The sequence below is a fragment of the Microvirgula sp. AG722 genome, assembly GCF_003269145.1.
Lineage (GTDB): Bacteria > Pseudomonadota > Gammaproteobacteria > Burkholderiales > Aquaspirillaceae > Microvirgula > Microvirgula aerodenitrificans.
In genome coordinates, this window is the sequence record NZ_QLTJ01000005.1 from 138912 (window position 1) to 152862 (window position 13951).

At 65.5% G+C, this 13951-nt stretch carries 7 protein-coding genes; 3 read left to right on the forward strand and 4 right to left on the reverse strand.

The genetic code is table 11. The features are described from left to right. Window positions 1–133: 133 nt before the first annotated feature. Entirely contained in the window at window positions 134–2950 is a 2817-nt protein-coding gene (locus tag DFO50_RS09560; protein ID WP_112692399.1) for a valine--tRNA ligase, read from the forward strand. A gap of 92 nt (window positions 2951–3042) precedes the next feature. Here DFO50_RS09560 and DFO50_RS09565 read toward each other — a convergent pair whose 3' ends face one another. The 3 genes from DFO50_RS09565 to cphA (DFO50_RS09575) all read right to left on the reverse strand — a co-directional run bounded on the left by DFO50_RS09565 (window position 3043) and on the right by cphA (DFO50_RS09575) (window position 9458). Beyond that, window positions 3043–3999, reverse strand: a complete 957-nt coding sequence (locus tag DFO50_RS09565) for a calcium-binding protein (protein WP_112692400.1) — start codon at window positions 3997–3999, stop codon at window positions 3043–3045. A gap of 212 nt (window positions 4000–4211) precedes the next feature. Further along, a complete protein-coding gene (gene cphA / locus DFO50_RS09570) occupies window positions 4212–6800 on the reverse strand; it encodes a cyanophycin synthetase (RefSeq protein ID WP_112692401.1) in 2589 nt (862 codons plus the stop codon). A 27-nt stretch (window positions 6801–6827) separates the two neighbouring features. Then, window positions 6828–9458 (reverse strand): cyanophycin synthetase, encoded by a 2631-nt coding sequence (gene cphA / locus DFO50_RS09575; RefSeq protein WP_112692402.1) that lies wholly within the window; start codon window positions 9456–9458, stop codon window positions 6828–6830. Between the two features lie 567 nt (window positions 9459–10025). On the opposite strand from cphA (DFO50_RS09575), the gene DFO50_RS09580 reads away from it, so the two are divergent. Both DFO50_RS09580 and DFO50_RS09585 read left to right on the forward strand, forming a co-directional pair. Further along, window positions 10026–12320 carry an ABC transporter ATP-binding protein gene (locus tag DFO50_RS09580; protein ID WP_112692403.1) on the forward strand — a complete coding sequence of 765 codons (2295 nt, stop codon included), beginning with the start codon at window positions 10026–10028 and terminating at the stop codon, window positions 12318–12320. An 11-nt stretch (window positions 12321–12331) separates the two neighbouring features. After that, complete coding sequence (locus tag DFO50_RS09585) at window positions 12332–12802, forward strand: DUF1854 domain-containing protein (RefSeq protein WP_028498773.1); 471 nt, start codon at window positions 12332–12334, stop codon at window positions 12800–12802. A gap of 202 nt (window positions 12803–13004) precedes the next feature. Here DFO50_RS09585 and DFO50_RS09595 read toward each other — a convergent pair whose 3' ends face one another. Next, entirely contained in the window at window positions 13005–13907 is a 903-nt protein-coding gene (locus DFO50_RS09595) for an alpha/beta fold hydrolase (RefSeq protein WP_112692404.1), read from the reverse strand. Window positions 13908–13951 lie beyond the last annotated feature (44 nt).

Sequence of the window (13951 nt, forward strand, 5' to 3'; positions counted from 1 at the left end):
GGATATACGGCCAGGTTCAGCAAAAAAGAGGGCGATTGTACCCCCGCGATGGCGATGCTGTGCTTAGTCCGGCGCGAGGCAGTCTTTCGGCTATAATCGACCTCATTTTTCACCTGAATTGCTGCATCCACACATGGAACTCGCCAAGAGCTTTGAACCGGGCGACATCGAACGCCGCTGGTACGATCAATGGGAACAGGCCGGCCACTTTGCGCCGAACATGGACGAAACCCGTCCGTCCTTCGCCATCCAGCTGCCGCCGCCCAATGTAACCGGCACCCTGCACATGGGGCACGCATTCAACCAGACCATCATGGATGGCCTGACCCGTTTCCATCGCATGAAGGGCGACAACACGCTGTGGGTGCCCGGCACCGACCATGCCGGCATTGCCACGCAGATCGTGGTCGAGCGCCAGCTGGCCGAGCAGGGCATCAGCCGCCATGACCTCGGCCGCGATGCCTTCATCCGCAAGGTGTGGGAATGGAAGGAGGTGTCCGGCGGCACCATCACCAGCCAGATGCGTCGCGTCGGCTGCTCGGTCGACTGGTCGAACGAATACTTCACCATGGATGACACCCGCGCCGGCATCGTGACCGACGTGTTCGTCCGCCTGTACCGTCAGGGCCTGATCTACCGCGGCAAGCGGCTGGTCAACTGGGACCCGAAGCTCGGCACCGCCGTGTCCGACCTCGAAGTGGAGTCGGTCGAGGAAGACGGCCACATGTGGCATATCCGCTACCCGGTAGTCGGCAGCGAGGCGTCGATCGTGGTGGCGACCACCCGTCCGGAAACCATGCTCGGCGACGTGGCCGTGGCGGTGAATCCGGGTGATGAGCGCTATGCGCATCTGGTTGGCCAGATGCTGGAACTGCCGCTGACCGGCCGCCGGATTCCGGTCATTGCCGATGACTACGTCGATGCCGCATTCGGCACCGGTCTGGTCAAGATCACCCCGGCGCACGATTTCAACGACTATCAGGTCGGCAAGCGCCACGGCACGCAACTGATCAATGTGATGAGCCTGCAGGCAACCCTGCTGGCCAAGGCCCAGATCTTCGCGTTCGACGGCACCGCCGAAGGCACGATCGACCTGCCTGCCGCCTATGCCGGCCTGTCGACCGCCGACGCGCGCAAGGCGATCGTGGCCGACCTGGATGCCCAGGGCTTCCTGGTCGAGGTCAAGCCGCACAAGCTGATGGTGCCGCGTGGCGACCGTACCGGTTCGGTGATCGAGCCGATGCTGACCGACCAGTGGTTCGTCGCCATGTCCAAAGTTGGCGACAATGACCCGACCGGCAAGAGCATCGCCCAGAAGGCCATCGATGCCGTTGCCAGCGGCGAAGTGCGCTTCATCCCGGAAAACTGGGTCAACACCTACAACCAGTGGATGAACAATATCCAGGACTGGTGCATCAGCCGCCAGCTGTGGTGGGGTCACCAGATTCCGGCCTGGTACGACGAGGACGGCCGCTGCTACGTGGCCGAAACCGAGGCCGAAGCGCTGCAACTGTCCGGCGGCAAGCCGCTGCGCCGCGACGAGGACGTGCTCGACACCTGGTTCAGCTCGGCGCTGGTGCCGTTCTCGACCATGGGCTGGCCGGCCGACACTGCAGCACTGCGCGCCTTCGTGCCGTCGTCGGTGCTGGTGACCGGCTATGAAATCATCTTCTTCTGGGTTGCCCGGATGATCATGATGACCACGCACTTCCTCGGCAAGGTGCCGTTCCGTGACGTGTACATCCATGGCATCGTGCGCGATCACGAAGGCAAGAAGATGTCGAAGTCCGAGGGCAACGTCATCGACCCGGTGGACCTGATCGACGGTATCGCGCTGGAACCGCTGGTCAAGAAACGCACTACCGGCCTGCGCCGCCCGGAAAAGGCACCGCAGATCGCCAAGGCGACCGAAAAGCTGTTCCCGGAAGGCATCCCGGCCTATGGCACCGACGCGCTGCGCTTCACCATGGCCAGCTATGCGAGCCTCGGCCGTTCGGTGAACTTCGACTTCAAGCGCGCGGAAGGCTATCGCAACTTCTGCAACAAGCTGTGGAATGCAACCCGCTTCGTGATGATGAATGTCGAGGGGCAGGATTGCGGTCAGGATGAAAGCCTGCCGCTGTCGTTCAGCTTCGTCGACCGCTGGATCATCGGCCGTCTGCAGCAGGCCGAAGCCGAGGTGACCGAGGCGCTGGACAGCTATCGCTTCGATATCGCCGCACAGACGATTTACGAATTCATCTGGAACGAGTACTGCGACTGGTATCTGGAACTGGCCAAGGTGCAGATCCAGAACGGTGACGCCGCCCAGCAGCGCGCGACCCGCCGCACGCTGGTGCGCGTGCTGGAAACCACGCTGCGCCTGACTCACCCGCTGATGCCGTTCATCACCGAGGAGCTGTGGCAGACCGTGGCGCCGCTGGCCAACGCCCGGCATACCGACTCGATCATGATCGCCAGATGGCCGGTGGCCCAGCCGGAAAAGATCGACGCCGTCGCCAATGCGCGCATGGATGCGTTCAAGGACATGGTCAACGCCATCCGCAACCTGCGTGGCGAGATGAACCTCGGCCCGGCCGTCAAGGCACCGCTGCTGGTCGAAGGCCCGGCCGACTATGCCGATTTCCTGCCGTATGCGCGCCTGCTTGGCCGCCTGTCCGACGCGGCCATGGTCGACAAGCTGCCGGAAGATGATGCACCGGTAGCCATCTCCGGCACGGCGCGGCTGATGCTGAAGGTCGAGATCGACAAGGACGCCGAATGCGCCCGCCTGAACAAGGAAATCGCCAAGCTGGAAGGTGAAGTCGCCAAGCTGTCCGGCAAGCTCGGCAACGACGCCTACGTCGCCCGCGCTCCGGCGCATCTGGTCGAGCGCGACAAGGCGCAACTGGCCGAGTTCGGCGCCAAGCTGGACAAGACCCGCAGCCAGCTGGCCAGACTGCAGGGCTGAGTGCGGGGCGGGGCGTCCGTGAGGGCGCGCCGCCTGGCCATCCGGAACGCCGCTTTTCCGCGAGGGAAAGCGGCGTTCTGACGTCCGTCTGCCTATGACCAGCTGGCCGCCATCACCGGTGCCAGCGTGTCGCGGTACGCTGCCGGCAGCGTGGTCTGGCCAGCGGCGGGCGGGGAGAAGGCCGCCATGGCCGTGACCAGCTGGTCGACCTGGTGGTCGATCCGGCGCTGCCCGGCCGCTTCCAGCTGGTCTCCGTTCCAGACCGTGCCATCGTTGAATACCAGCTGCTCGATGCGCTGGTGTGGCGAGTCGTACCAGCCGGCAATGGTGATCCGGTCGCCGCCGGGACCGTAGTCCAGAACCAGACTGGCAAGCTCGCGGCTGACGGAAACGTCGGCCGGCGCGATGCCGGCACCCAGCACGATGCGATCGGTGGCGGTATCGTACCCGGGGTAATCGTAATACCCGTTTTCCCGGACGGTATCGATGCCGTCACCAGGGGAAAAGTAGTAGTTGTCGGCGCCGGTGCCGCCATAAAGCTGGTCGTTGCCGCGTCCGCCCTCAAGGTGGTTGGCGCTGTCGGGGTTGGCGCCGGGCTCGAGGCGGAACCAGTAATGGTCCGCAATCAGCAGGTCATCGCCAGCGCCACCGAGCAGGAAATCGCTGCCGCCGTTGCCGATCAGCATGTCGTCACCGGCGCCGCCGGCGATGCCATCGTCCGCGCTGCTGCCCCAGCCGATGTCCGCGGCCGCTCCGCCGAGCAGGATGTCGATGCTGCCGGGGCCGCCAGTCGCGCCGCTGTCCGGACTGAAGAACGTGGCGGCGTTGCCGTCGACGAGGCCGGCATGGGCATTGGCCAGCATGCGCTGTACGCCGGGATGCTGCGGGTGCAGCGCCGCGGCGACCTGCAGCAGCGACAGGTGGGACAGGGCCTGTTCCGGATTGTGCTGGCGCCAGCCGGCGGACTGCAGTTGCCCGATCAGCGGGGTGAGGCTGGCGACGGGGTGGTTGGCAAGGTCGATCTGGAGGGGGCTGGGTGCGGTCTGCATGCGGATTCTCCCTGTGCGGTCGTGGTATGACCGGAAGACTTCACGCTACGCCGACGGGATTCGGGCTGTCATTCAGACAATCCCCTGTTTTTCATTGGAAAACTCTGATTGTCCATCCCGTTTTTCTGCCGGTATGCAGCCCGGTTTACACGGAGAAATGAAAACGCCGCTTTCCCGTAACGGGAAAGCGGCGTTCCGGCCTGGCAGTCGTGTCAGGCGGCGATGCCGTCGTTCGCCTCGCGGATGCGGTTGGCGATATGGGCCAGCGCTTCCTCGACCTGGTCGATCAGGATCAGGCACAGGTCGCCGGGGCGCAGATGCGACAGGGCGGTGTCGATGGCGAGGAATTCGCCATGGATTTCCTCGATCGCGGTGGTGCGCCTGGCGCCGGCCAGCCCCTGCTGCAGCAGGGCGAGCACTTCGCCGTCAGCGCGGCCGCGCTGGCAGGCGTCCTGATACAGGATGACTTCGTCGAACGCGTCGCCGAGGATCTTGGTCTGCTGACGGATGTCCTGGTCGCGGCGGTCGCCGGCGCCGCTGATCACCACCGAGCGGCGCTTGGCCGGCATGGTTTCGATCGCGCGGGTCAGGGCCAGGATCGCGTCCGGGTTGTGACCGTAGTCGGCGATCAGGGTGGCGCCGTTGTACTCGAACAGGTTGAAGCGGCCCGGCGCGGTGTCGGCATCGCTGACGAAGGAGCGCAGGCCGGCACGGATGGTGTCCCAGTCGGTGCCGAGTGCCCAGGCGCCAGCGACGCAGGCCAGGGTGTTTTCGACCTGGAAGCCGATCCGGCCGCCGGCGGTCAGCGGGATGTCGGCCAGGGCCAGGCGGACTTCGCTGCTGCCCTGTGCGGCGACGATGTCACCGCCGTCGACGTAGATCACCCGCTTGCCCTGGGCGCGGTGCGACACCATGACCGGCAGGGTCGGGTCGATGGCGAAGTAGGTGACCTGGCCCGGGCAGGCGTCGGCCATGTGCGCCACCAGCGGGTCGGCAGCGTTCAGGACGGCCATGCCGGTGGTCGACACATTGCGCACGATGATGCTCTTCAGCACCGCCAGGTCTTCCAGCGTGGAGATGTAGTTCAGGCCGAGGTGATCGCCCATGCCGACGTTGGTGACGATGGCGACGTCACAGACATCGAAGCCGAGGCCTTCGCGCAGCAGGCCGCCACGCGCGGTCTCGAACACGGCAGCGTCGACGTCCGGGTGGAACAGCACGTTGCGCGCGCTGCGCGGACCGCTGCAGTCGCCGGTATCGGTGCGACGGCCGTTGATGTAGACGCCGTCGGTATTGGTCATGGCGACACGCTTGCCGGTCTGCGCCAGCAGGTGGGCGGACAGGCGCACGGTGGTGGTCTTGCCATTGGTGCCGGAGACGGCGATGACCGGGATGCGGCCGTTGTCGCCGGGGGCGAACATCGACGAGATCACCGCTTCGCCGACATCGCGGCCCTTGCCGAACGACGGCTGGATATGCATGCGCAGGCCGGGGGCGGCGTTGACTTCGACAATGCCGCCGCCCTGTTCTTCCAGCGGACGCAGCACGCTGTCGCAGACCACGTCGACGCCGGCAATGTCGAGGCCGATGGTTCGCGCTGCCGCGATGGCGCGTGCGGCCAGTTCCGGGTGGACGTCGTCGGTCACATCGGTGGCGCTGCCGCCGGTGGACAGGTTGGCATTGTTGCGCAACACGACGCGCTGGCCGCGGGCCGGCACGCTGTCGGCGTCCAGGCCCTGGGTCTGCAGGGTGGCCAGGGCGATGTCGTCGAGGCGGATGCGGGTCAGTGAGGTCGAGTGGCCACTGCCGCGACGCGGGTCGAGGTTGACCACGTCGATCAGCTCGCGCACCGTCAGGGCGCCATCACCGACCACTTGCGGCGGTTCGCGCCGCGCGGCGGCAACCAGCTGGTCGCCAACCACCAGCAGGCGGTAGTCATGGCCGGGAATAAAGCGTTCAACCAGCACATGGCTGCTGATTTCCGACGCTGCCGCGTAGGCGGCCAGCACCTGGTCGTGGGTCGAGATATTGACCGCAACGCCCTTGCCCTGATTGCCGTCCTGCGGCTTGATCACCACCGCGCCGCCGATTTCCTGCACGGCGGCCCAGCAGTCGTCGACATCGGTCACGGTGCGGCCGTTCGGCACCGGCACGCCGGCGGCGTGCAGCAGCACCTTGGTCAGTTCCTTGTCCTGGGCGATCGCCTCGGCGATGGCGCTGGTGCTGTCGACTTCGGCGGCCTGGATGCGGCGTTGCTTGCTGCCCCAGCCGAACTGGACCAGGCTGCCCCTGGTCAGGCGGCGGAACGGAATGCCGTGGGCAACGGCGGCGTCGACGATATTGCCGGTGCTCGGTCCGAGCCGGACATCCTCGTCCAGATCGCGCAGGGCAGCCAGGGCGGCCTGCACGTCGAACGGCTGGCCGGCGTCGGCGGCCTTCAGCAGCGCTTCGGCCTGCTCGAAGGCCAGCCGGCCGACTTCTTCCTCGGTGTATTCGACCACGACCTGGTAGATGCCGGCTTCCAGCGTTGCCGTGGTGCGGCTGAAGCTGACCGGACAGCCGGCGCGTGCCTGCAGCGCCAGGGCGACGGCTTCCAGTGCATGGGCCATCGACACGGTTTCATCGTGGCGCAGGGTCTTCAGGGCGCCGAGTTCCGGGAACAGCCCGCGCAACCGGTCTTCGAACCCGGCCATCCCGGCCAGCGTGCGTTCGGTGTCGGTGCAGGCGACGATGGCTTCGATCGCCGTGTACCGGCTCCACAGGTTCGGGCCGCGCAGAGCGCGGATACGGGAGACTTCCATTTTGAGATGCGTCCTGTCCGGTAGGGCTTAGCGGTTGTTCGGGGTTTGCTGGCCAGCCCACTGGCGGACAGCGTTGAGTACGGGCCGGGGATTCCCCTCGCCGCACTGGATGATCAGGCATTCGCCGGCCGACAGGGCGGCCAGGGCATCGTCGACGGCGCGCGTCGCATCGCTTTCCTCGCGGATGTCGCTGGCGCGGATCGCCTGTGCCAGCCCCTGGCGCAGCAGGGCGCGGGCGGCGCCTGCCGGGCGCTGCGACGATACGGTGGCGTCGTCGGTCAGCACGATTCGGTCGAAGGCGGCGCCAAGGATTTCGCCCTGGCGGACCAGATCTTCGTCGCGGCGGTCGACGCCGCCGCCGTAGACGACGGTGCGATGGCTGCACGGGAAGCGGCCGAGCACATCGACCAGCGCCTGCAGCGCGGCCGGATTGTGGGCGTCGTCGACGATCACGGTCGAACCCTGGCTCTCGAATACCGAGAAGCGGCCGGTGGCATCGTGACGGTCCGGCTCGAAGGTGACGATGCCGGCGCGAATCAGGTCGGTCGACAGGCCCATCGACCACGCGGCGGCAATGGCGGCCAGCACGTTTTCGGTCTGGAAGGCGACGCGGCCGCCACGGGTCAGCGGGAAGTCGTCGACCTGGGCCAGCACGATTTCATCGCTGCCGGTGGCCAGCACGACCTGTTCGTCGCGGACCACGACGGCACGCTTGCCGGCAGCCAGGTGTTCCTGCACCACCGGCAGGTCGGCGTCGAGGGCGAAGTAGATCACTTCGCCGTCGCACAGCGCAGCCATCTCGGCCACGTCCGTGTCGCGGGCATTGAGGATGGCGGCGCCGGTCGGCAGTACCACGTCGATCTGGGTGCGCAGCACGTTGAACATGCGATCCGCAGTATCGATATGGTTGTCGCCAAGGTGATCCGGGTTGTCGATATTGGTGATGATGCCGACCTGGCAGCGGTCGTAGGCGAGGCCGTCGTTCAGCAGCGCGCCGCTGTCGTTCTCGAACACGGCGGCATCGACCGCACGGTTCATCAGAATGCGGCGGGCGGCGTCCCAGTTTGCGCTGTCGCGGGTTTCCACCTGGCGACGGTCGAGGAACAGGCCGTCGCTGCAGGCCAGGCCGACGTGGGCGCCGCTGAGGCGCAGCAGACGGGCGACCAGGCGGGCGACCACGGTCTTGCCGTTGCTGCCGGTGATGCCGACGATCGGGATACGGCCGTCTTCGCCTTCCGGGAACAGATGGGCGGCGATGGCGCGGCCGACCGGGCGCGGGGTGCCGTCGGCCGGGCGCAGGTGCATCAGCAGGCCCGGGCCGGCGTTGACTTCGACGATGGCGCCGCGCTGTTCTTCCAGCGGGCGGGTGATGTCACGGGTGACCAGATCGACGCCGGCGATGTCCAGACCCACGGTGCGCGCGGCCAGCGACACGGCGGCGGCGACTTCCGGGTGGACGATGTCGGTCACGTCGAAGGCGACGTTGCCGTTGCGCTGGATCAGCACGTCGACCCCGGCGGGCACGACCGAATCCGGTTCGAAGCCCTGACGCTTGAGGTCGAGACGGGCGGCGGTGTCGAGGCGCACGGTGTTCAGCGGATGGTCTTCGGTGCGGCCGCGGCGCGGGTCGCTGTTCAACTGGCTGTCGATCAGTTCGCGCACGGTTTCGCGACCGTTGCCGACTACCCAGGCTTCTTCGCCGCGGGCGGCGGCGACCAGCTTGCCGCCGACTACCAGCAGGCGGTGCTCCAGACCTTCGACAAAGCGTTCGACGATCACGCCGCTGCCTTCGTCGATGGCGACCTTGTACGCGGCTTCGACTTCTTCGCGGGTGTTCAGGTTGGTGAACACGCCGCGGCCGTGGTTGCCGTCATACGGCTTGACCACCACCGGCACGCCGATTTCCTCGGCGGCTTCCCACGCGTCTTCCGGGCTGCGCACATAGCGACCTTCCGGGACCGGTACGCCACAGGCTTCAAGCAGGGTCTTGGTCAGGTCCTTGTCGCGCGAAATGCTTTCGGCGATGGCACTGGTGCGGTCGGTCTCGGCGGTCCAGATCCGGCGCTGGCGTGCGCCATAGCCGAGCTGGACCAGATTGCCGGTGTTCAGGCGGAAATACGGGATGTCGCGGTCGTCGGCGGCGTCGACGATGCAGGCCGTGCTCGGGCCGAGGCAATGGTCGTCGACCAGGTCGCGCAGCGTGTCGACCACGGCGGCGACATCGAACGGGCGGTCTTCGATGGCGGCCATGACCAGATCGCGCGCGGCGTACAGGGCGGCGCGGGTGACATCTTCGTGCCAGGCGCGGACCACGACCTTGTACACGCCGCGGATCGGGGTTTCGCGTGCCTTGCCGAAACCGCCGGGCATGCCGGCCAGGTTCTGCAGTTCAAGCGTGACATGTTCGAGGATATGGCCCGGCCAGGTGCCTTCTTCGACCCGGCGCAGAAAACCGCCGCGTTCGCCGTAGCTGCAGCGGTGCTCGATCAGCGACGGCAGCCAGCTCGACAGGCGCTCGTAGAAGCCGGGCAGGGTGTTGGACGGGCATTCTTCCAGTTCGCCGATATCGACCCAGGCCTCGAGTACCGGGCGGTAGGTCCACATGTTCGGTCCGCGCAGGGAGATGACGCGGAGAATTTCAATGTCTTTCTTTTTCATGTTCCAAATAATGCCGTAGGTTTCCGTACCTGAAATGTTTCTGATTGGATCAATTTGTATCCGATTATTAATCGTTGATCAGAATGCTATTCAAGTGAGGGGTAAATGAGTTCGAGATGGAAACAAGCAAGTCCTGACTTTGAATCTTTCATTTAAACCTGTGGCCGTATCGCCGACGACCGGTGACAAGGCGGGGCGCACCGGTGGGCGGGGTCTGGCAGCGAGGCATTGGAAGCTCCGAGTAGGAACGGGAGGTACTATACACTTGCTTCTCCAGCAATTAAACTCTAGGCGGATTCAAGTTTCATCGCGGTCCGGATGCGCTAAATCCTTGTTGTGAAACCGTCTGCGGAATCTGAATGGCCGGTGACGCACAATTCATTACAAACTATTTCAATTCGCGCAAGTGCATTGCGGTGATTGTGAAGTCGATTGAATGTAATGGTGTGTAATGAATTGAAATGAATTGCACGTGAACGGTCCGTTCTTCTGCGTGCAGTCATCGTCTCCAGGACAGGCAGCTTCACCACGGTCGGGCCCGTTGCCCCTCTCGCCAGAAATCAGCTAATGACAAATCATTTATCCGTAGCAAACGTCCACTCCCGCAGCACGCTGCCCGACGAATGGCAACATGAAGTGCAGTCCAGCCTGTCGGTCGGGGAAACCGTGCTGGCGTGGCTGGAAGTCGATCTGGACCGGCGACTGCATTTCCAGCCGGGCATGGTGATCGTGACCGATCGCCGCCTGCTGGCGCGAGCGCCGGACAGCAAGAGCTGGAAGATCTGGGGCTATCGCGAGGGCCTGGCCCTGCGCCTGAGCGACCATGCCGGCGTCGGCGCGATCGAGCTGGTCGACGGTGAGTCCCGCCTGGCCGACTGGCGCTTCACGCTGGGACTGAACCCGGCCGCGCTGCGGCTGGTCGACCAGTTCACGCTGCACCGCGACCGTTATCTGGCCGGCCTGCCGGCTGCCGAACTCGCAGTCAGCGCCGTCTGCCCGAACTGCAATGCGACACTGGCGTCGGCGGATGCCGACTGCCCGCACTGCAGCGGCGAGACCGGCACGCCACCGACCACCTGGACGCTGTTCCGGCTGTGGCGCTTTGCCCGTCCGTACCGCGGCCGGCTGCTGACCGCCTTCGTGCTGACGCTGCTGTCGACGGCGGCGACCCTGGTCGCGCCATACCTGACCATGCCGCTGATGGACAAGGTGCTGATCCCGTACCAGAACGGCACGCCGATCGACACCGGGCTGGTCAAGCTGTACCTGCTCGGCCTGTTCGGTTCGGCGCTGTTCGCCTGGGTACTGGGCTGGGGGCGAACCTATATCCTGGCGCTGGTCAGTGAACGCATTGGCGCGGACCTGCGCACCTCGACCTACGAACACCTGCTGAAATTGTCACTGCAGTATTTTGGTGGCAAGCGCACCGGCGACCTGATGGCGCGCATCGGCTCGGAAAGTGACCGCATCTGCATCTTCCTGTCGCTGCACCTGATGGATTTCGCCACCGACGTGCTGATGATCATCATGACGGCGGCGATCCTGTTCTCGATCAATCCGTGGCTGGCACTGGTCACGCTGCTGCCGCTGCCATTCATCGCCTGGATGATCCATCTGGTCCGCGACCGCCTGCGCCACGGCTTCGAGAAGATCGACCGCATCTGGTCCGAAGTGACCAATGTGCTGGCCGATACCATTCCCGGCATCCGCGTGGTCAAGGCCTTTGCCCAGGAGAAACGGGAAACCGGGCGCTTCCGCGAAGCCAACCGCCACTATCTGACCGTCAACGACCGGGTCAACAAGGTCTGGTCGCTGTTCTCGCCGACCGTGACCCTGCTGACCGAAATCGGCCTGCTGGTGGTGTGGGCATTCGGCATCTGGCTGGTGTCGCATGACCAGATTACCGTCGGTGTGCTGACCGCGTTCCTGACCTATATCAGCCGCTTCTACACCCGGCTGGATTCGATGAGCCGCATCGTGTCGGTGACGCAGAAGGCTGCCGCCGGCGCCAAGCGCATCTTCGACATCCTCGACCATGTATCCAGCGTGCCGGAGGCGAGCCACCCGGTGTCGGTCGGCAATGTCAGCGGCAAGATCGAGCTGCGCGACGTCGGCTTCCGCTACGGCAGCCGCTCGGTGATCCGCAACCTGAACCTGACCATCCAGCCGGGCGAGATGATTGGTCTGGTCGGCCACAGCGGTTCGGGCAAGAGTACGCTGGTCAACCTGATCTGCCGTTTCTACGACGTGGCCGATGGTGCCATCCTGGTCGATGGCGAGGATATCCGCTCGCTGCGCGTGGCCGATTTCCGCCGCAATATCGGTCTGGTGCTGCAGGAGCCGTTCCTGTTCTTCGGCACCATTGCCGACAACATCGCCTACGGCAAGCCGGATGCGACCCGCGAGGAAATCGTCGCCGCCGCCCGTGCCGCCCATGCCCACGAATTCATCCTGCGCCTGCCGCACGGCTACGATTCGCTGGTCGGTGAACGCGGCCAGGCCCTGTCCGGCGGCGAGCGTCAGCGCATCTCGATTGCCCGTGCGCTGCTGATCAACCCGAGCATCCTGATTCTCGACGAGGCGACGGCATCGGTCGATACCGAAACCGAGAAGGAAATCCAGAAGGCGCTCGACAACCTGGTGCGCGGCCGCACCACCATTGCCATTGCCCACCGCCTGTCCACGCTGCGTCGTGCCAGCCGGCTGGTGGTGATGGACAAGGGCGAGATCGTCGAAGTGGGCGGGCATGAGGAACTGATCGCCCGCGAAGGGGCGTACTACCGCCTGTACCAGGCGCAGCAGCGCCAGGTGGAAGCCGAGGGCGTGTCGGAAGGCGCGCTGTCGGAAACCGTGGACGATTGAGAAAGACACCGATGACCGAAACCGATTTCAGCCTCGACCGCAACGCCTTCGGCCGCCTGGTGCTGACCACTGCCGACGGCACGGTGCACGAGAATGTCGTCCCGGTGCGCGCGTTCCCGATTGCCGCGCCCGACGACGGCCTGTCACTGCTCAGCCATGACGGCAAGGAACTGGTCTGGATCTCGCGGCCATCCGCGCTGCCGGCCGCCCCGCGCGCGCTGATCGAGGAAGAGCTGGCCGGGCGCGAGTTCATGCCGGAGATCCGGCGTCTGAGCGCGGTGTCCGGTTTTGCCTGCCCGTGCGTGTGGTATGTCGATACCGACCGCGGCGAAACCGCTTTCGTGCTGAAGGGCGAGGAAGACATCCGCCGCCTGGCGCCGCCGAATCTGCTGATTACCGACAACAACGGCATCCACTATCTGGTCCGCGACATGAACGCGCTGGACAAGACCAGCCGCAAGCTGCTGGACCGGTTCCTGTAAGGGCCGGCCTTGTGCCAGTCAGCTTGCTGACCAACCCGCGCGTGGGTGAAAGGCTTGAGGAATTCGAACCGCGTGAAGTCCGCAGGATTTTCGTCGGGCACTGCGAAATGCGGCATGAAATCCAGGCACCCATCCCCTACGTTCTGCGGTTGTGGCATACGCGCGAAAACCGGCAGGCGTGCCCGGGACTTGCGCCGATGCTTCAGCCTGCCTTGCCGTATGCCGTGGTTTCCAGCAGAAACGCCTCCACCGCTGCCGCAACCGCCTCGGGCTGGTCCTGCTGGACCATGTGACCGGCGTTGGCGATGCTGGCTTCGCGCAGGTCGGCGAAGCCGTCGCGGCGCTCGCGCATCAGTTCCAGAATATTGAAGGTCAGGCTGTTCGGCTCCGGCGAGTCGCCGGCCAGCCACAGCACCGGGCAGGTGATATGGCGCCAGCAGGCCCTGGCTTCTTCCAGCCGGTACAGCACCGGGTTGACCATCTTGTGCTTCGGGTCGGCGCGATAGCGCAGCTCGCCATTGTCGCCGGTTTCGGTCCAGTGCCCGGCCAGCCAGGCGGCGCGGTCCGGACGCAGGAAGGGCTGGCGTTTCAGCATCTTGGCCACCAGCGCCTGCAGGTCGCCGATCGGGCCGAAGCGCATGCCCGAGCGTTTTTGCGCCAGCCAGCGCGCATAGCGGGCCGGCGCTTCGTCGGGTGAGGTCGCCGGCAGGCCGAAGCCTTCGATCGAGACCAGCGCCGCCACGCGTTCGGGCCGGATGCCGGCATACAGGCTGGCCACCATGCCGCCCATGCTGTGGCCGACCAGTCGCACTGGAGCCTGCGGGGAGTAGTGTTCGAGGATCGCGTCGAGGTCGGCCAGGTAATCAGCGGCGAAATAGCTGCCGGTATTGTGCTGGGAGGCGCCAAAACCGCGCCAGTCCGGTGCAATGATGTCCCAGTCGTGCGCCAGCGCGTCGACCATGAACTGGAAGGTGGCCGAATGGTCCATCCAGCCATGCTGCAGGAACAGTCGCGGCGCGCCGGGTGTGCCCCAGCGGCGGATGTGATGGCGCAGGCCATGGGCGGACAGGAATTCGCTGCGGGACGGGTGTACGGATATCGGCATGGTGGGCGCAGTTTACCGCAGCGCCGCATGGGCGGGCAGGGTGG